A 20312-nucleotide genomic window follows, 5' to 3' on the forward strand; every position below is an offset into this window, starting at 1 on the left:
GGATCTTGTATTGCACAAAGTACCCTTACTTTTTTATTTTCAATCAGCTTGTACGACTTTGTTTTTCCCTGTTCTTTTTGCATGATATAAAGCTTGGTCAGCTTCTTCAAATATAGCGTGAGCCAAATCCTTCTTTTTCTCCCTATTTTTTTCATCCCAATGCGAGACCCCAATCGAGATTGTTATCCGAGGTTTTGTGCAAGTTGCAACAAAGCGAACTAAATTCTCGGCGATTACCATTGCTTCCTTCATTGTAGACTCAGGAATATAAACTGCTAATTCCTCTCCTCCCCACCTAGCCGCAAAAGCGTTTTCCATTATATTATTTTTAATGATGGAGGCTACTTGGATAATTAATTCATCACCAACATCATGTCCGTATGTATCATTAAACTTTTTAAAATTATCAATATCAATTAGTAGGAATGCACCTTGAGAATCTAACTTCACATGTTCTATTAGTCGTTCATCTAAGTATTTTCTAGAGTATAACTTACTCAAATAATCCGTTATCACAAGACTTTCTAATTGTTCTCTTAACATGGAATTCACAAATGCCAAAGTTGAATGATGAACTAGAGAATTAATTAGCTTGAACTTTTCAAATGAAAAGTAAAACGCTTCTGTATGCAAAACAATAACGGCACCGATAATCTGTTTTGACTGTACCATCGGAATTGCCATAACAGAACAGAAGCAAGTGTTGCATTTTTCGTAATTACGCTTGAAATCACCGATAAAGAGCGGTTCTTTCCTTTCAGTTAGCGATGGAACAATATAGGTAAGTAAATCGGATGCTTCTTTTCCAAAAAAGTAGTTTGTGCTGCCTTCTAATATTTGAGATTCATTATCTTTAAAGAGAATAAAACCAACTTCTTCAGCCCCAAATGATTTTTTAATTTGTTTGCTCATAAAGGTAGTTGTTTCAGATAGTCGAAGATTAGAATTTAATGTATGTGAAGTTTCATTAATCAATTGAAGATCAGAAATAAGTTGTTGGGATTGTTGGTATAAATGAGCATTTTCTAACGCGTTTCCAGCAGTAGTTGCTAGCAAGGTAATAAATTCAATATCATCTTCAGGAAATTGCAATATATTAGGTGCTGTAATCTGAAGCACACCATAAACCCCTTGCTTTCCTTTTAATGGTGCAAAAAGGCGAGATTTCGTGTTATTTGTATTCGTTTCTATCCGCACATTCCCAGTTAAAAAAGCTTGTACACTAGACTTATTAGCGAATTTATCGTTATAGATTAATTCTTTAATTGGCAGCCCAGCATCATTTTGATAATCCTGTGATAAAAATAAATTGCAGCTAAACTGCGGATATACGTTCCTTAACGTATGAACGACTTCTCCTAATACATCACTAGTATTTATAGAAGAATGGAATTTTTGCGTCACTCTATATAAAAGTTCATATTTATTTGCTTTTTCCTTAGTTTGTGAAAAGTTACCTAATCCACTTAGCAGGTTATAGGTCTCTTGAGCTACAACCTCAAATTGCAGCAAGTCATTCTTTGATGGTTCGAAGCCATCTAGGATTATACATAGGTAACCAAATTCTTCACTCTTATCTAGAGGAACCATTACCACTACATCAGTGGTTACTTCCTTGCATAAATGCTGCCCATTATAAATGGTAGGCAACTCACTGAACGTTTCTGAAGTAATCTGTGTTTTTTTTAGGTGCTCAACTAGAAACTGATCTGTAGGAATGGCGTGATCACTAACATGTGCACTTATTTCATAGCTATCCTTCCAACTATTGTACATATATATAGCTAATCCTTTTGAAGGTAAAAACTCACTAATCAATTGCGCTACCTCTAAGATTGTTTCGTCATTTTTATAGTTAAACTTCTCTTTAAAGGTTTTTCTTAGCTCATTATTCATAAAATTAGGTTGCATTCCCATAATGATCTCACCTATCATAAGTAGTAAATGTATACTATTAAGTATATAGGAAAGTATTAAACTTTCCTATACATATAGTACTATTTTCACAATAATTAAGGAAAAACATATCCTATTGACTTATGAACCTAAAAAACATATAATGGAGTTTGTGTAAAAAAGGTAGCTTATGTGAACCACCGTTTGTTTCATTTTGTTCCTCTAAAGTGAGGTGTATCGTGTAACTCTCTGCTGCTGGAGCGATGGTACATGAAAACAAAATGACTGGCGATATTGGAACACACTGTCTTATTTTTATGCAAATCTTATATATAAAAGGAGAGATGTACTATGTCTCGCTATACAGGTCCTGTATGGAAGAAGTCTCGTCGTCTTGGAATTTCATTAACTGGTACTGGTAAGGAGTTAGAAAAACGCCCTTACGCACCTGGACAACACGGTCCAAACCAACGTAGAAAATTATCTGAATATGGTTTACAGCTTCAAGAGAAGCAAAAACTACGCTTCATGTACGGAATCAACGAACGTCAATTCCGTAACCTATTTGATCAAGCTGGTAAAATGAAAGGGATCCACGGTGAGAACTTCATGATTCTTCTTGAGTCTCGTCTAGATAACTTAGTTTACCGTTTAGGTCTTGCACGTACTCGTAGACAAGCTCGTCAATTAGTTAACCACGGACACATCACTGTTGATGGTTCTCGCGTAGATATCCCATCTTACCGCGTTGCTCCTGGTCAAGTAATTGGTGTACGTGAAAAATCTCTAAACCTTGACATCATCAAAGAATCAGTAGAAGTAAACAACTTCGTACCTGAATACGTAACTTTTGATGCAGAAAAATTAGAAGGTACTTACACTCGTTTACCTGAGCGTTCTGAGTTACCTGCTGAAATCAACGAACCACTTATCGTTGAATTCTACTCTCGTTAATAAGTTTAAAACACCGAATCCTTTTGGGGAATCGGTGTTTTTTTGTTTGTGTTTCGATTCGACACTTTCAAATGGGGGGGATTTGTTCGTTACACAACAGGTATTTTTCTTCCTTTCACTTTTATCTGTTGTTTTATCTCGTTAAACAACAGGTATTTCTTTTCCTTTCACTTTTATCTGTTGTTTTATCTCGTTAAACAACAGGTATTTCTTTTCCTTTCACTTTTATCTGTTGTTTTATCTTGTTAAACAACAGGTATTTCTTTTCCTTTCACTTTTATCTGTTGTTTTATCTTGTTAAACAACAGGTATTTCTTTTCCTTTCACTTTTATCTGTTGTTTTATCTCGTTAAACAACAGATATTGCTCTATCCTCCTTTATATCACCAATAAATTAGAATATCTTTAGCCCCTCCCTACCCTCTATTTCACAACACACGATCGATATAGTAAGCACCTCTTCCTTTGCCTATTTTATAATAATTTTTACCCAATATTCTCTGAATAGTCCTAATTGGAACAATCGCACACCACTCGTTTAAAACTCCTGATATAAGTTTCTCTTCTGGGAATAAAATTTTAAACTGCTCTATATTTCGTAAAACTGCATGGTCTATATTTTCAGTTTGTTTGCATTTTTTACATATAAAAAAACCCCTTGAATATTCGGATAAATAACCGTTACACCTCCCACAAACTACCCCTTTCCTCAACTCCTCAAAACTATAAGCAGGAACTCTAGAAAAAGCAGCATCTTTTATATGATGTGAGATTAAATAATTAGCCAACCTGTCCTTATTTCGTTGGGCACCAGTTAGAGACGTATGTAGTGTTTGGAAAAACCTTTCTAATTGTGGATAGAAAATAATTGGGAGATCGGGAGACGCATGATAAAGATAAAATTGAGGATTAATAAACACGATGTGAGGCTCGATGGTTACGTTTAACGAAAGAGTTTGAAGAAACTGTCGTAGAAGCGATTCAGCTCGCCTTAACTGATGGAGCGGATTTTTAATTTCAGTTCCTGTTCTATTAAACCATTGATCACCTTCTATGAAAAAATCACCATAAAAATTTTTAACTTCGAACATGTGGAGTTTTCGATTAACAATCAACGAGGAATCAATCTGAAACTGGGTATTATTTTGTTCTAGTAATAAATCATTCACTATAACAGGATTACTAGCATTCAACTTAGTCAACCATGTATCAAACTGACACTCACCTTGATACCCTTGCTCTAGATTATGATAGTACTTCTCATCCTTTTCATCTAAATCCATCCTGTTCCTTAAACACCTGAAAGACAACAATTCTCTTGATTCTGTTCTATTTTTCAAAAACATAACTCACTCCCTCTCTTCTATATAAATAACTATCACTTTTAAATTAATCTTTCTTCCAAAATATTGCAACAAAAAAAATAAGACTACCAAATAAAATTGGTAGCCCAAACCTAAACTAATTCTATTCAAATCGAATGAGGAAGTATTTTTTCTTCCCCCGACGAATAATCGTAAACTTATCATCGATACGATCGCCGGCACCTACCACATGCTTAAGGTCTTGGTTACGATCACCATTAATGTACACGGCACCGTTTTGAATATCTTCACGCGCTTGGCGTTTTGATGGTGAGATTTTTGCTTCTACTAATAGATCTATTAGGCTAATCTCTTCTTTCGCAAAATGAACAGAAGGTACGTCTTTAAAACCTTGTTCAATTTCTGCACCATTTAAATCTTGAAGCTCTCCACTAAATAACGCCTCGGTAATTTTTTGTGCTTGTTTTAATGCCTCTTCACCGTGAACTAATTTTGTCATTTCTTCAGCTAGACGGGTGTGTGGTACACGTTTCTCTGGTGCAGCTTCTAATTCTTGTTCAAGACTGCTTATCTCATCCATTTCTAGGAATGTAAAGAACTTAATAAACTTGATCACATCACGATCATCTGTATTGATCCAGAACTGGTAAAACTCATATGGTGACGTTTTTTCTGGATCAAGCCATACAGCTCCACCTGCTGTTTTACCGAACTTGGTACCGTCTGCTTTCGTAATTAATGGAACTGTTAAACCAAATGCTTTTGCTTCAGACTCAGCAACACTCTTTGTTCTGCGAATTAATTCCATCCCCGCAGTGATATTACCCCACTGGTCACTGCCACCAATTTGTAGTGTGCAGTTTTCTTTCTCGTATAAATTCATAAAATCAACCGATTGAAGAATCATGTAACTAAATTCAGTAAAGGAAATCCCATTTTCCAGGCGTGATTCAACCGAATCTTTTGACAACATGTAATTAATTCCAAAGTGTTTACCAACATCACGCAGGAAATCAATCACTGTCATTTGTGAAAGCCATTCATAGTTATTTCTTGCAACCGCAGCATTTTCACCCTTATCAAAATCAAGAATACCCGCTAATTGTTCCTTAATGCTTTCACTAAAACCTTGCACTACTTCAAGCGTGTTTAAAGAGCGCTCTGTTGAACGGCCGCTTGGATCACCGATCATACCCGTCCCCCCACCTATTAAAGCGATCGGACGGTGACCAGCACGTTGAAATCTTTTTAACATCATAGCTGGTAACAAGTGCCCAATATGCAGACTATCTGCTGTTGGATCGAACCCACAGTACAATGTCACAATGTTTTCTTGTAAATGCTTCGCTAAACCTTCATCGTCTGTTGTTTGATGCACTAACCCTCTTTGTCTTAAATCCTCTAAAATGTTCACCAAAATCACTCCACTTCTTTATTAAAGCTCCTCACAACATTTCAAAAGATGGCTAAAAAGGGACACAAAAAAACCTCCTCCCAAAAAAGGGACGAGGTTATGCTCGCGGTACCACCCTTGTTGCAATAAATTGCCACTTAAGAAAATAACGATGAGGTATCACCGTCTTCTATACAATAGAAGAAGCTCCAGAACGTAATTCATAACATAGTTTTGTACTGACTTGCACCAACCGTCAGTTCTCTAATTCAGGGAACTATATTACTACTTCAATCTTTCTTAGCTTTAAAATATTTTGATTGTGTTACATTAATACCATATATAAAAAATTATTGCAATAGCAATAAAATTTTTTATGTCTCCAATTTGACGCCTATGCTATAATAATTATTGATGTCTAGGAGGTATCATAATGAATTCAAATAATTTTTTCTATAAATTTTTCAATGGATTAAAGAATTGGTGGAGAAAAGGCATCTTCCAAAAAACATCTCGCGTTACATACGATGTAGTTTGGAATGTTATTCTCTTTCTAATGGTAATCGGAGTTATTGGTATGTTTTTTGCTGGTGGAGTAGGCGCAGGTTATTTTGCATCACTTGTAAAAGACGAGGAAATCCGAACAGAAGCTAGCATGGAAAAAGACATATATAACTATGAAGAAACGTCAGAATTATACTTTGCAGACGAAGTGTTCTTAGGGGAAATTAACTCTGATCTACATCGTGAAGTCATTGAATTAAAAGACGTTTCCCCTTACGTAAAACACGCAATCATCGCAACAGAAGATGAGTATTTTGAAACACATGCAGGAGTAGTTCCAAAAGCTATTTTTAGAGCGGTGTTTCAAGAAGCGACAAATGCTTCTACGAAAACAGGTGGTAGTACATTAACACAACAGTTAATTAAAAACCAAGTGTTAACAAATGAGGTATCCTTTGAAAGAAAAGCAAAGGAGATTTTGCTTGCACTACGTTTAGAACGTTTCTTTGAAAAGGATGAGATTCTGGAAGCGTATTTGAATATAGTGCCTTTCGGTAGAAATGCTTCTGGACAAAACATTGCGGGTATTCAAACAGCTGCAGAAGGTATCTTTGGTGTAGATGCGAAAGATATTAACCTTGCGCAAGCTGCCTTTATTGCTGGACTACCGCAAAGCCCTTCTTACTACACACCGTTCCAAAATGGTGGAAGTATAAAAGATGCGGAAGGATTAGAGCCAGGATTAAATCGAATGAAAACGGTATTGCAAAGGATGTTAGAGAAGGATTATATTACCCAAAGTGAATATGATGAAGCCATGAATTACGATATTGTAGCAAATTTAGCTGAACCTACTTCATCACCTTTAGAAGACTATCCTTACTTAACAAATGAAATAAAACAAAGAGCAACAGATATTCTAGTTGATGTGCTCGCTACAAAAGACGGGTACACAAAAGAAGACCTTGAAAATAGTGAAACTTTAGTAGAAGAATATACGATACTTGCTAATCGTCACCTTGCTCAAAGTGGGTATAAAATTCACACGACTATTGATAAACAAATCTATGATAAATTTCAAGTATTAGCGAAAGAATATGATAACTATGGTAGAGACAAGGCAGTTAGAGACCCCAAAACGAATGAAGTAGTTATGGTGGAAAATGAAGAAACAGGGGAAATGGAAGTCTTAATGGAGCCTGTAGAAGTAGGAAGTATCCTAATTGAGAATGAAACTGGTAAGATTCTCAGTTTTGTGGGTGGACGTGACTTTGAGCGTGAACAAACAAACCATGCTACAAATGGACCGAGACCGAATGGTAGTACGATGAAACCATTACTGGTTTATGCTCCTGCTTTTGAAGCAGGTGTCGTACAACCTGGATCGATTATCGCGGATACGAATACCGTCTTTCAGTATCCAGGTATGCCTGAACCTTGGAATCCTGGAAACTATGCTGGTGGAAATTACGGTTTAGTTTCTGTTAGAGAGGCATTGTATAAATCACATAACGTACCTGCAGCAAAAACATATATGCAAATAATCAATGATGATCCCGTATCGAAATATTTAGAGAAAATGGGCTTCTCAAATTTAACAGCAGGTGATCATTCTAATCCATCTATGTCATTAGGAGGATTAACGAACGGTGTGACGGTTGAAGAAAACACAAATGCCTATGCAACTTTTGGTAATGGCGGAAAATTTGTAGATGCCTATATGATTGAAAAGATAGAAACTGTTGATGGAGAAATTATCTATCAGCATGAAAGTGAAGAACCCGTAGAAGTATTCACACCACAGACCAATTATTTAATGATTGATGTGATGCGTGATGTGCTTGCACGTGGTACTGCAACTGCCGCAAGAGCCTATTTAAATAATACGAACGTGGATTGGGCAGGTAAAACTGGTACATCGAATAAATTTCACGATACTTGGTTTGTTGCTACCAATCCAAATGTTACGGTCGGAAGTTGGATGGGATATGACCATCCGAAAGTGCTTGACAGTGGATATAGTGGACGAAATGTTGCCTTCTGGTCACAGTTAGTTAATGCGGCAACCGAAGTAAAACCTGAGTTAATGGCACCAAGCGAGCGTTTTGAACGACCGGGCGGTATTGTCTCTCGTTCTTACTGTGTAACATCTGGAAAATTACCATCAGATATATGTAGTGATTTAGGGTTGGTTAGTACAGATATTTACAATGCAAACTTTGTCCCATCTGAACGAGATAACAGTCTAATCGAAGGAAAATATGTCTTGATTGATGATGAGGCATATATCGTAGGTGAAAGAACACCTGAGGAATTTACGCAAGGTGATGGTGTTGCCTTTAATCCTGAGTGGTTAAAGGAAAATGAATACGACAAACTAGATAATGTAAAAGAACTGATTCCTAGGAGTAACTCTGGTGTATGGGCAGATATACAAATACCTAACACGGATACCGAAGAAATTACCGATGACGGGCAGGCACCAAAGTCACCTGGAGCCGTGCAGAAAAGTGGTAATAACTTAACCTGGAATAAGTCTTCAAGTAAAGATGTTGTTGGTTATCGCATTTTTAGAGCATCCGAGCCAGGAGAACCGTTTAGACTGATTGGACACACCATTGATCTAGAATACAATATTACTGACAACAAAGCAGTGTACCATGTAAAAGCAGTAGATTATTTCGGTCAAGAATCAGATGCATCTAAGACGGTTGAAGTTGGGGACTTTAGTGAGCCGGAACCGGAACCAGAACCAGAACCTAAACCAAAAGATCCAAAGCCAAAACCAGATCCAAAGCCTGACAATGATGACAATGATGACAATGATGATGAGGGTTCTGATGAAGAGAATCCACCAGAACCAGATCAACAGGAACCCGATGATCAACAAGGGGACCAAGAAGAAGAAGAATAAATATAGTAATAACCTCTGAATAATTCAGAGGTTATTTTTTTGGGACTAATACTAACAATGACGTTTTTTTCCTGTATAATGAGGGGTAATAAGGTTTATACATAGGTGGTGATTACATGGAACATAAAAAAACCTATCATTCCAAGACAATTGAATCAGACTCTGGACCTATAATCGTAGAAGGCCCACTAACTTCCTCAGACTTAAGACATTGTACCTTTCATGAAAAGCTGACTGCGTTTCGTCCAGCAAATAAACAATTTCAAGCATTGATAGAAATTGCAGAACTTGAAGAAGGAAGAATCTTAGTATGCCGGGATGGAACAATGATCGTTGGTTATGTCACGTTCCTCTTTCCTGATCCGCTAGAGAGATGGTCCACATTTAATATGAAGAATCTTCTAGAATTAGGCGCTATTGAAATCGCGCCGGGATACCGAGGACTAAAGCTCGGTTCTTCTCTTATTGAGGTTGCAATGATGGATGAAATGATGGAACATTACATCGTTATTTCAACTGAGTACTATTGGCACTGGGACCTCAAAGAAACACAATTAAGTGTGTGGGATTATCGAAAAATTATGGAAAAGATGATGAGTGCTGGTGGTCTGACCCCTGCTCCAACCGATGATATGGAAATAATATCACACCCCGCGAATTGTTTAATGGTAAGAATCGGTAAACATGTACCAAATGAATCTATTACTTTGTTTGATCGCTTACGTTTCCTACAACAAGAAAAATACAAATCACAAAAGAAAGTATAGGAGTTTCAGGCTTCCCGGAACGGGTTTTAGAAAGGGGTTTTAGTATGTTAGTACAAGAAATCATGAAAACGAAAGTCATTACACTTCCTCCAGATGCTCAAATTGTCAGAGCTCTGCAATTACTCAATGAGCACCATATTAGGCATATACCGATTGTCGATGCGAACAATGCAGTAATAGGCATTGTGTCTGACCGTGATGTTCGAGACGCTAGTCCTTCTATTTTCAATGAGAATGTAGATGCTGATGAACTTAAGAACCCAATCCGAACGATCATGAGTCATCCTGTTGTTACGATTCATCCCTTAGACTTCGTAGAAGAAATTGCTGCTATCTTTTATGAAGAAGAATTTGCATGCTTACCTGTCGTAAGTGAAGACAAACTAGTTGGGATAGTAACGGAAAAAGATATGCTTCATACCTTAATTCAACTGACTGGAACACATGTCCAAAGTTCTCAAATAGAGATTAAAGTACCGGATGTAATAGGAATTTTAGCAAAAGTTACTGCGATCTTTGGAAAAAGAAAAGTCAAAATCACATCTGTACTCATTTACCCGTATAAAGATGATCCAAAATACAAAATTCTTGTTTTTAGAATACAAACAATGAATCCTTTACCTACTATTCAAGATTTGCGCGCAGAAAATTATGAAGTACTATGGCCAAATGTAATGGAGCATAACAATGAAAAAATGTAATGCTTCTTTTGTTTATTCCAATCAATTTTTGAATTATCACTTTCATACGGATCATCCATTTAATCAAGTACGTGTAAAAATGACAAAAGACTTATTAGAAGCTGAAAATAAATTGACAAATTCACATATCCTAGAGCCACGTATAGCGACGGAGGAAGAAATTAGACTAATACACAGTTCAAAATATATCCAAGCCGTAAAAAAAGCTGGTGAAGGACTTCTCCCCGAAGAAGAGGCTATAAGCTATGGATTAGGAACAGAGGATACTCCGATTTTCCCTAACATGCATCAAGCTGCAGCCATGTTAGTTGGCGGAACCTTAACCGCTGTGGATGCTGTAATGAACGGTCAATCTAACCACGCACTTAACTTAGGTGGTGGACTACATCACGGGTTTAGAAACCAAGCATCTGGGTTTTGTATTTATAACGATGGTGCTATTGCTATTAAATACCTAAGAGAAAAATATAATGTACGTGTGCTATACGTGGACACGGATGCTCACCATGGGGATGGGGTGCAAGCCGCATTTTATGATGATCCACAAGTATGCACGTTTTCTATTCATGAAACTGGCCGTTATTTGTATCCTGGTACTGGTAACATCAATGAAAGAGGGATTAACGCTGGCTATGGTTACTCGTTCAATTTCCCATTGGATGCTTTCACAGAAGATGAATCGTTCTTAGATGTTTATGAAACCGCTTTAATAGAAGTTGTTGATTACTTTCAGCCTGATGTGATTATCACACAAAACGGTGTAGATGCACATTATTTAGATCCACTTACCCACCTTAGCTCAACCATGAAAACGTATGAAAAGATCCCTCAGTTGGCCCACGAGCTAGCTCATAAATATTGTGACGGAAAGTGGATTGCACTAGGTGGCGGAGGATATGATATTTGGCGTGTTGTGCCAAGAGCTTGGGCACAGATTTGGAACGTGATGTGTCATCAATCCGTTTTTTCCGGAGACTTACCCATAGAATGGATTAAACGTTATGAAAAGGAGTCACCTGTCAAACTCCCAACGAAGTGGGATGACCCTGAAGGCCTTTATAAGCCTATTCCTAGAAAGAAGGAAATATCAGAAAAGAATAATCAAATTCTGAATAAAGCTTTACAATATACTCGAAATAATATGAAGTTTCAATAATTAGTAAAAAGAACTAGAAACTGTTCATCCCATTGTGTACACCTGCAGTAATAGTGCGCAAAAGGATGCGCTCTTGCATATACTTGGCACATAAAATATCAGAAAACTTGTCAGTTGAAATTTTATTCTTTCTGAACGAACAAAAAACTTCCTCTTTGTAGGAAGTTTTTTGTTATTAATTTTCTTCATCTATCTCCAGAATAACCATTTCCACTCTTCTATTTTTACTCCAATTCGCTGGAGAGTTATTTTCTACAAGTGGTTTTGTATCACCGTAACCAACTGCAATAAAACGATTATCTGCGATGTCAGTAGAATCAATCAAATAGCGAATCACACCACTTGCTCTTGCACCAGATAATTCCCAGTTCGAAGGAAATCGGTAATTTGATATTGGCCGGTTATCTGTGTGGCCCTCTACCCTTACTTGGTTCGGAATATTACCCAAAAGCATACCGACTTTATCCAAAAATGGTTCTCCAGATTTCAGGATATCCGCTTTACCTGAATCAAATAGTACCTTTTCTTGTAAAATCAATACAACACCTTGCTCTGTACGATTTGCAGTGATCACATTATTCAATTCATTTTTTTCAAGGAAATCTTCTACTTCTTTTAACAATTCATCAAGTGAGTCTTCTTCGTTTTCTTGTTTATCACTATTGGTCTGTTGATTAGTTTCTTCTGTTACAACTTCGCTCTCAACTTCATTTGGAGCTTCTTTCAGATCTTCAATATCTTGTTTCTCGGAACCGTCATTTTTAAGATCTTCAGCGCCTTCCTTATCCTCTTGAATTTCAATGTTTTCTGTAGGATGATCCTTCTCTACGATAGAAGGATACCCATCAAAAACCATTCGGTTCCGGAACGACTCTGCGATTGCTTCAAATTTAACTAAGTCAATTTGAGACATGGAAAATAATAAAACAAAGAATACTAGAATTAGAGTCACCATATCTGCATATGTGACCATCCACTTAGGAGCTCCTTTATCAATGCGCTTTTTTCTAGGCCTCATTGACCGTTTCCTCCATGAATTCTTCTGCTGCTTCTTCATCAGCTTTTTTATCATTTTCTGACAGAAAAGCACTCAATTTTTCCTTAAGAACCCTTGGATTCTGACCAGATTGAACTCCTATAACACCTTCAATGACAATTTGTTTCATAAATACTTCTTCATCTGTCTTCATTTCTAGTTTTCCAGCCATAGGAATAAATACTAAGTTAGCTAGCACGGAACCATAAAAAGTAGTCAATAAGGCTACAGCCATATTTGGACCTAAAGTAGTGGGATCTGATAAGTTGTTGAGCATAAGTACTAATCCAATAAGTGTACCAATCATGCCCCACGCCGGCGCGTACTCCCCAGCTTTTTCAATAATCATTCTTCCCTTTAGGTGTCGGTCTTCCATTGCGGTGATTTCAGCACTCATAATATCATTTATAACTTCTGGCTCAATTCCGTCAATGGCTAGTAGTACACCTTTACGGATAAAAGGATCGTCCACATCATCCAACTCATTTTCAAGTGCAAGCAATCCTTCTCTTCTTGCCCTTTCAGATAAGCGGACAAATAACTCAATTAAATCAGAAAGACTATTCTCATTCTTATTAAACGCCTCTTTCAATACACGATGCGTTATTTTTAATTGATCTAAATTAAAATTAATAAGTAATGCCGCACATAGCCCACCAAGAACGATTAACACGGAAGCTACCTGGAAGAACGAAACGATCCCACCTATTCCCCCGCTCGAAAGAATACCAAACATAACCATCATAAAACCCAAAGTAATGCCTATTGGTGTCAATATGTCTGTTTTTTTCATCTTCTCTCTCCCTAACAAACTTGGTTGAGATCCTGTTTTTCAGACCAAGGAATGTTTTTTCTTTATATACTATATATCGACATTATTTTGGTTTTGTTGAGTTTCTTTCAATAATTCTGTGCGGTAAAATAACATTTTGTTCGGTAACTTCTTCTTTATTCATATATTTCGTCAATAATCTCATTGCCACAGCACCAATATCGTACATCGGCTGAACGATCGTAGATAGAGTTGGACGAACCATTGTAGCAAGTCTCGTATTATCAAATCCAAAAACTTCAATATCTTCAGGGACACGTAATCCACTATCTTGTATGCCATGGATAACCCCTAAAGCCATTTCATCGGAAGAAACAAAAATAGCTGTAGGCCTGTTCTCAAGCGCAATCAACTGTTCTGCTGCTTCGATACCGGATTCGTATGTGAAATCGCCTTTAATAACTAAATCTTCATTTACTTGTTGGTTTGATTCCTGTAAAGCTTTAACATACCCGTTATATTTCAGTGCATTAATAGCTGTATCTTCAGAGCCCGCTATGAACGCTGGATGCGCAGTACCATTTTCGATAAGTAATTTTGTAGCTTCATATGATGCTTGTTCATAATCAATATTTACTGATGGTACAGTTTCAGTCGGGTCGATCGTAGCTGCAAAAGCAACTGGTACTGGTGATGTTTTCAGCTGACTTACGTGTTCATCGGTTATCTTACCACCCATAAATACGATTCCATCTACTTGCTTTTCCAACATCGTATTAATGAGTTGTAGCTCCTTATCTTTGTTTTGATCGGAGTTACTCAAGATGATATTATATTTGTACATTGTTGCTATATCATCAATACCTCTCGCTAATTCAGAAAAGAAAATACTTGAAATGTCAGGAATGATTACGCCTACTGTTGTTGTTTTCTTACTTGCTAATCCTCTTGCCACTGCATTAGGACGATATCCTAACCGTTCAATCGTGCTCAAGACTTTTTTTCTAGTTGCAGGTTTTACATTCGGATTTCCATTTACTACTCTTGACACAGTTGCCATTGAAACATTTGCCTCACGTGCTACATCGTATATTGTTACATTCATAACATAATAACCTCCAATAATCCTTAATAACGCGGTCTACTTTTCACTTATCATACGATACTATCAAGCGTTCCGCAATAATATGATATTTTTCAACAAAAATTTTATCTTGTATGTAAACCCATATGTTCTATTATATCAAATTCTACACACATCGCGCGAAAAGAATGAAATACATATCCTCCATTTTTCCCCTTTCTATATTTTTTAAGACACAAAACAGCAGAAAATTTACACCATTACATATTTGTACTTTATAAAAACACCCTTGCCAAATTGTTAGGCAAGGGTGTTTAGATGTTTATTTTTTTAGTAACTCATTCATAAAGGACTCAAACATATCAAAATCCATTTGCTGTGCTGAATCGGAAAGAGCTACTGCTGGGTCAGGATGAACTTCTGCCATTACGCCATCAGCGCCAATAGCCAAAGCGGCTTTTGCAGCTGGTAATAATAGGTCTCTTCTTCCTGTTGAGTGCGTAACATCTACCATGACAGGTAAGTGTGTTTCCTGTTTAAGGATTGGTACTGCTGTAATATCCAGTGTGTTACGTGTTGCTTTTTCATACGTACGGATACCACGTTCACAAAGAATGATTTGACCATTTCCTCTTGAATTAATATACTCTGCAGCATTAATGAAATCTGAAATGGTTGCAGACATTCCACGTTTTAACAAGACTGGTTTATTCGTTTCACCAGCAGCTTTTAATAATTCAAAGTTTTGCATGTTACGTGCACCAATTTGAATCACATCAATATAATCTAACGCCTGTTCAATATGGGCAGGATTTACAATTTCACTAACAACAGCTAGACCGTATTCTTCGCCAACTTGTTTAAGAATCTTCAACCCTTCAAAGCCTAGGCCTTGGAAATCATAAGGTGAGGTTCTTGGTTTAAAAGCTCCACCACGGATCAAATTTAATCCTTTTTTCTTAATCTCTGCTGCAACAGAAGCTACTTGTTCATAACTTTCTACCGCACATGGACCAAAAATAAAGTGTTGATTGCCGTCGCCAAACTTCTCTCCATTAATTTCAATTATCGTATCTTCTGGCTTTTTCTTACGAGATACTAATAACGCTTTACTATGATCATCCTCTTGCAATTCCAAACCAGCCTTGAATATTTCCTTAAAAAGGTGAATAATGGTAGAGTTCTCAAATGGACCATTATTATGTTTCGTAATTTGATTAAGCATATCTCGTTCTCTTACAGGATCGTATCTGCGGTTGGCACCTTGCTTCTCTTTCACTTGACCGGTCTTTTGAACAAGTTCCGCTCGCTTGTTAATCAAATCTAAGATTTCTAGATTTACCTCATCAAGCTTTGCACGAAACTGATCTAATTGTTCATTACTCAATGCGAATCCCCCTGTTTCTATTTAAAAAATTTTATAAATGTGGTAATTTCATAATAATTAGGGTTAATTATACTTAAATTTATTCATCTTGTCACCACTAAGTTTTTAATATTTTGTATATTCTTTCTTTTATTTCATTTTTATTCGGAAGGGAATTTATTATTATGAGTGAGCGCATTTTTGCCCTAGATATTGGAACAAGATCTGTTGTCGGATTAATTATAGAAAATAACGGTAGTAAATTTGAAGTTATCGACTATTATGTACATGAACATGAAGAAAGATCTATGTTAGATGGGCAAATACATGACATTGTGTCTGTTGCAAACGTTATTATAAAAGTGAAGAAGGCACTCGAGGAAAAGCATCAAATAAGTTTGACGAAAGTTTGTGTAGCTGCAGCAGGTAGAGCTCTCAAGACAAAACGAACGACGATTACAAAGGAAATAGAACAACATCCTCTAATTGAAAAGGAAGATATTTTATTTCTTGAGTTAAGTGCTGTCCAGAAGGCACAATTTGATCTAGCTAAAGAAGAATTACAGGCGTCTAGTACACATTATTATTGTGTTGGTTATTCTGTCTTACAGTACGAATTAGATGGACAAGTAATTGGTTCCTTAATTGACCAGCAAGGGCAGAAAGCAAAAGTAGAGATTATTGCAACTTTCCTACCAAAAGTGGTTGTGGAATCATTGATTTCAGCACTTCAAAGAGCAGATCTAGAGATGGAGGCTTTAACGTTAGAACCGATTGCTGCCATTAATGTGTTGATTCCACAATCAATGCGAAGATTAAATGTTGCGCTTGTTGATATTGGAGCTGGCACAAGTGATATAGCATTAACAGAGTCCGGTACGATCACAGCATATGGTATGGTGCCCATGGCAGGTGATGAAATTACAGAAGCAATCAGTGACCATTTCTTACTTGATTTTGCGGAAGCAGAGAAAGTAAAAAAAGAAATTACAACGAAAAAAACTTCAACTATAACGGATATATTAGGTTTTGAACAAACAGTAGAATATGAGGAAGTAGTAGAAGGAATTTCTTCGTCCATTGATAGCCTTGTGGAAGCAATTGCAAACGAGATCATGGAATTAAATAATAAATCTCCAAAAGCCGTAATGCTAGTTGGAGGAGGCAGTCAAACACCAGAGCTAACAAGTCGTTTAGCCGCAAAGCTCAACTTACCAGCTAATCGGGTTGCAGTTAGAGGTGTGGATGCCATCCCTACTCTCGATAAGAAAGAAACTTTACCAGTGGGGCCTGAATTTATCACGCCGATCGGTATAGCTATTGCAGCCAAGCAAAATCCTGTCCAGTATATAAGCGTGACCGTGAATGATCGGGCTATTCGTTTATTTGACGTCAAACAGCTTACTGTAGGTGATTGTTTACTTGCAGCAGGTATCAACATTGAAAAGCAGTACGGACGACCTGGCATGGCCTACATGATTAAATGGAATGGTCGTGATATCACATTACCAGGTACATATGGGCAACCTCCAAAGGTTTGGTTAAATGACGAGCCAATTACAGTGGATGAACACATCAAACATGGGGATATTTTAAGTGTCGAAAAAGGAAAAGATGGTAGTGAGCCGTCCATCACAATTGAAGAATTAGTTGGTGATATGCCATCCTATACCATTTTTTATAATGACACACCTTACAAGCTGACCGCAGATCTTTTTGTTAACGATAATAAAACGGAGAAGGATTACGTTGTTCAGGATAATGATTCTATAAAGGTTGCAAGTAATAAAACAGTTAAAGAATTTTTCACGTTTATCCAAAAGCAAGATTTACTATCTAAAGCAGGGCAATATTCTATTACGATAAATGGGGAAAACAAATCTATATCTAAATATAGTTCCACATTGTTGTTAAATGGAAAAGACGCAAATCTTGACGGCGTGTTAAAAGAGGGTGACCGAATAACTTTTAAAAGCGGTGATGTGCCCACGGTCAAAAGTATATTAGATGATATGGAAATAAATACAAATTATTCGTTAACCATTATCTATAATCACAAGCCTTTACGATTAGAAAAACAAATGGTTGAAGTCTATCGTGAAGGAAACTTATTAGATTTATCTGATTCAGTGGTTTCAGGTAACAGTATTCAACTTAAAAAGAAGGAACAGTCACCCTTTATTTTTCAAGATATCTTTAGGTATATTGATCTTGACCTTTCTCAGATTAAAGGAAAGATTGAAATTTTAAAAAATGAACAGCCTGCTACTTTCTTCGAAGAACTAAATCGAAATGACTCCATCAGCATTCAATGGGAGGCGTAAATAAGGTCATAATATCGGGAACTTGAATTATTCCATTCAGGTTCCCTTTTGTTATTTTATAAAGATGGAGGGCTATCAGGAATTGTATTTACGAGGATGAGATAAATGATTAGATTTGCAGGTAAAAAAATAAAAAGTAATCTTATTCCAAAAGAAGAAATACCAAAATACTCTGCTATACCTACGCATACACCCGCAATGGACCTATCGTGAACTGATCTTCTTAGTTTCTTCTGCAATGAACGATCCCCTCTCCTATAACTACCTTTCTTATTTTACCATATTTTTCAAATTATATTAATAGGATCAGATTATTTCATTTCGAACAAAAAAGCACATGGAATGTAACATGTGCTTGTTATAAATGGAGTAGAATAAAGGCACCTTCAAGGAATCTTTTATCAACTTAATTCAACTATAATTTTTCTGCATGACTCGCAAGTATATCTTGTTTAATTCGTTGATGAGATTCATGCCAAACAACTTGATCATTATTAAAAAGTAACACTTGTGGAGATTCATGTTTCACTTTGAATGTGTCAGCAATTGTATTAGAGAGTTCCCGAGCTTCTTGCACATGAAGTATATATAAAGGGAGATTAGCTTCTTCTTGAAAACTACGATATTCTGCTTCTGCAGCTGCACTTATTGGACAAGTTAAGCTATGCTTTAATAACATAAACGCTTTAGTGTCATTTTTAATATCCTCAAATTGCATTTCATTTTCTATAACTTTAATTGTCAATACAATCCCATCCCTATTTATTATATTTGAAATCCATACCCTAGTGTCCCTATCCTACAAAAATCGTATACAAAAAGGTTGCTCAAGTTTAAGCAACCTCTTTATAATTAATTATTTTTATTTTCTAATTGTTCAGATGCTTCTTCAATGGCTTGAGCAACATCTTCCGCTGCTTGTTCCGTAACGTCTTGGCTTTTATTAATCTTATCCTGAATTGACTTTGAAGTTTCTTTGAACTTGTTACCTAGTTCATTTGATTTTTCTGTTACATTTTTAGTTAGCTTTGTAGAAGTTTCCTGAGCATAATCTTTCCACTCTGTACCCTTCTCTTGTGCTATATCTTTCCACTCAGTTCCTTTTTCATAGGCTACATCTTTCCATTCATTCGCGCGTTCCTTTACATAACTCGCACCTTGATTAAGATCTCCTCTTAACTCTTTGCCTGATTTTGGTGCAAACAATAATGCTACAGAAGCACCCACTATTCCACCAATTAATGATCCAATTAAAAAGTCCTTACTATTAATGTTTTGGTTTTGATTATTTTGCTCTTCTTGGTTACTCATATTAAATCCTCCCATATTTTTCTTTATTTTGTGGATCTAAAAATATATTAAGTACTAATTGCTCCTACTTTACTTAAAGTGATTCAGGTTTTGCCAGGCTATTGTTTTCGCTTTTTCCAAAGTTCCATGATCACTGTACCCCATTTCATTGCTTGGGCAGTAGCTTCTTGATTGTTTGTTGACATGGAAGTAACACTCGTAGACATAGCACGGAGCGATTGATTGAAGTCATTTACTGTGTCGCCAATTCCTTTTATACCATCAACCAACGTATTCATTTTAGTCGCTTTCGTGTTTATATCTTCCGCTAATGTATTTGTCTTGTTTAGCAACGCTGTCGTCTCTAACGTAATACCTTCCATTTGCTTCTCAAGGCCTTCTAATGTGTCAGCCACATGTGTCATTGTTCTTTGTGTAGCTTTTAAGACTTTTGCTAAATAGATCACTAAAACTGCAAAAGCAATAGCTACTATAATTGCTGCGATATAGAGTAAATTCACCATTTAGTTAGACCAACTCCTTTAAAATGTGTACGATATGTATCCTACATGGACTGATGTTATAGTATGTACCCCATTATAGCTCTCCTAAAACCTTCTAATACTTAAAATCCACAAAATTCATTTGTTTTATACAAAACTCACGTAATCATCATTTCTTCTTACATTCCATTTATTAGAAAACTCACATATGCTCGGCCTTTAGCGAATCTGTTAGTCTCTAAAGGAATGACCAAGACACTTGGAATAATAAGTTTTTCGCCACGTCGACTACACTTCGCAGCAAAACTTTATACAGACTTAACGTAT

Annotated in this window: 17 protein-coding genes and 1 other annotated feature; of the genes, 6 read left to right on the forward strand and 11 right to left on the reverse strand. The window is 36.5% G+C overall.

Annotated elements, in window-relative coordinates; translation table 11 throughout:
* Positions 1-39: 39 nt before the first annotated feature.
* A complete protein-coding gene (locus NYQ66_RS04335; RefSeq protein ID WP_259867238.1) occupies positions 40-1917 on the reverse strand; it encodes a sensor domain-containing diguanylate cyclase in 1878 nt (625 codons plus the stop codon).
* Between the two features lie 330 nt (positions 1918-2247).
* Here NYQ66_RS04335 and rpsD point away from each other — a divergent pair, with 330 nt between their 5' ends.
* Positions 2248-2850 (forward strand): 30S ribosomal protein S4, encoded by a 603-nt coding sequence (rpsD, locus tag NYQ66_RS04340; RefSeq protein ID WP_259867240.1) that lies wholly within the window; start codon positions 2248-2250, stop codon positions 2848-2850.
* Positions 2851-3278: 428 nt separating this feature from the next.
* Here the strand turns inward: rpsD and NYQ66_RS04345 are convergent, their stop codons facing one another.
* On the reverse strand, positions 3279-4133 hold the full coding sequence (locus tag NYQ66_RS04345) for a nuclease-related domain-containing protein (protein ID WP_259867242.1): 855 nt from the start codon (positions 4131-4133) through the stop codon (positions 3279-3281).
* 184 nt (positions 4134-4317) lie between these two features.
* Positions 4318-5589: a tyrosine--tRNA ligase gene (gene tyrS, locus NYQ66_RS04350; protein ID WP_259867244.1), complete on the reverse strand. Its 1272-nt coding sequence runs from the start codon at positions 5587-5589 to the stop codon at positions 4318-4320.
* 84 nt (positions 5590-5673) lie between these two features.
* Positions 5674-5879 (reverse strand) — a binding site (T-box leader).
* A 122-nt stretch (positions 5880-6001) separates the two neighbouring features.
* Here tyrS and NYQ66_RS04355 point away from each other — a divergent pair.
* The 4 genes from NYQ66_RS04355 to NYQ66_RS04370 all read left to right on the forward strand — a co-directional run bounded on the left by NYQ66_RS04355 (position 6002) and on the right by NYQ66_RS04370 (position 11610).
* On the forward strand, positions 6002-8986 hold the full coding sequence (locus NYQ66_RS04355; protein ID WP_259867246.1) for a transglycosylase domain-containing protein: 2985 nt from the start codon (positions 6002-6004) through the stop codon (positions 8984-8986).
* A gap of 116 nt (positions 8987-9102) precedes the next feature.
* Positions 9103-9753 carry a GNAT family N-acetyltransferase gene (locus NYQ66_RS04360; RefSeq protein ID WP_259867248.1) on the forward strand — a complete coding sequence of 217 codons (651 nt, stop codon included), beginning with the start codon at positions 9103-9105 and terminating at the stop codon, positions 9751-9753.
* Positions 9754-9797: 44 nt separating this feature from the next.
* Positions 9798-10454: an acetoin utilization AcuB family protein gene (locus NYQ66_RS04365; protein WP_259867250.1), complete on the forward strand. Its 657-nt coding sequence runs from the start codon at positions 9798-9800 to the stop codon at positions 10452-10454.
* The gene (locus NYQ66_RS04370) at positions 10441-11610 is read left to right on the forward strand and encodes an acetoin utilization protein AcuC (RefSeq protein ID WP_259867251.1); all 1170 of its coding nucleotides are present in this window, start codon (positions 10441-10443) and stop codon (positions 11608-11610) included. The genes NYQ66_RS04365 and NYQ66_RS04370 overlap by 14 nt, the downstream gene beginning before the upstream one ends.
* Positions 11611-11785: 175 nt before the next feature.
* On the opposite strand, the gene NYQ66_RS04375 is transcribed toward NYQ66_RS04370, so the two are convergent.
* The 4 genes from NYQ66_RS04375 to NYQ66_RS04390 all read right to left on the reverse strand — a co-directional run bounded on the left by NYQ66_RS04375 (position 11786) and on the right by NYQ66_RS04390 (position 15889).
* Positions 11786-12628 carry a flagellar motor protein MotB gene (locus tag NYQ66_RS04375; RefSeq protein ID WP_259867253.1) on the reverse strand — a complete coding sequence of 281 codons (843 nt, stop codon included), beginning with the start codon at positions 12626-12628 and terminating at the stop codon, positions 11786-11788.
* The gene (gene motP, locus NYQ66_RS04380) at positions 12618-13439 is read right to left on the reverse strand and encodes a flagellar motor protein MotP (protein WP_259867256.1); all 822 of its coding nucleotides are present in this window, start codon (positions 13437-13439) and stop codon (positions 12618-12620) included. The genes NYQ66_RS04375 and motP overlap by 11 nt, the downstream gene beginning before the upstream one ends.
* Before the next feature lie 82 nt (positions 13440-13521).
* Complete coding sequence (ccpA, locus tag NYQ66_RS04385; RefSeq protein ID WP_259867258.1) at positions 13522-14523, reverse strand: catabolite control protein A; 1002 nt, start codon at positions 14521-14523, stop codon at positions 13522-13524.
* A gap of 301 nt (positions 14524-14824) precedes the next feature.
* Entirely contained in the window at positions 14825-15889 is a 1065-nt protein-coding gene (locus NYQ66_RS04390) for a bifunctional 3-deoxy-7-phosphoheptulonate synthase/chorismate mutase (RefSeq protein WP_259867260.1), read from the reverse strand.
* 164 nt (positions 15890-16053) lie between these two features.
* Between NYQ66_RS04390 and NYQ66_RS04395 the strand changes: the two genes are divergently transcribed.
* Positions 16054-18192, forward strand: a complete 2139-nt coding sequence (locus NYQ66_RS04395; RefSeq protein WP_259867262.1) for a cell division protein FtsA — start codon at positions 16054-16056, stop codon at positions 18190-18192.
* A 56-nt stretch (positions 18193-18248) separates the two neighbouring features.
* Here the strand turns inward: NYQ66_RS04395 and NYQ66_RS04400 are convergent, their stop codons facing one another.
* The 4 genes from NYQ66_RS04400 to NYQ66_RS04415 all read right to left on the reverse strand — a co-directional run bounded on the left by NYQ66_RS04400 (position 18249) and on the right by NYQ66_RS04415 (position 20006).
* Complete coding sequence (locus NYQ66_RS04400) at positions 18249-18431, reverse strand: PspC domain-containing protein (RefSeq protein ID WP_259867264.1); 183 nt, start codon at positions 18429-18431, stop codon at positions 18249-18251.
* 176 nt (positions 18432-18607) lie between these two features.
* Positions 18608-18937: a bacillithiol system redox-active protein YtxJ gene (gene ytxJ / locus NYQ66_RS04405; RefSeq protein ID WP_259867266.1), complete on the reverse strand. Its 330-nt coding sequence runs from the start codon at positions 18935-18937 to the stop codon at positions 18608-18610.
* A 107-nt stretch (positions 18938-19044) separates the two neighbouring features.
* The gene (locus NYQ66_RS04410) at positions 19045-19503 is read right to left on the reverse strand and encodes a YtxH domain-containing protein (RefSeq protein ID WP_259867268.1); all 459 of its coding nucleotides are present in this window, start codon (positions 19501-19503) and stop codon (positions 19045-19047) included.
* 98 nt (positions 19504-19601) lie between these two features.
* On the reverse strand, positions 19602-20006 hold the full coding sequence (locus NYQ66_RS04415) for a DUF948 domain-containing protein (protein WP_259867271.1): 405 nt from the start codon (positions 20004-20006) through the stop codon (positions 19602-19604).
* Positions 20007-20312: the final 306 nt, after the last annotated feature.

This window comes from Aquibacillus koreensis (assembly GCF_025154055.1).
Classification (GTDB): Bacteria; Bacillota; Bacilli; order Bacillales; family Amphibacillaceae; genus Aquibacillus_C; species Aquibacillus_C koreensis.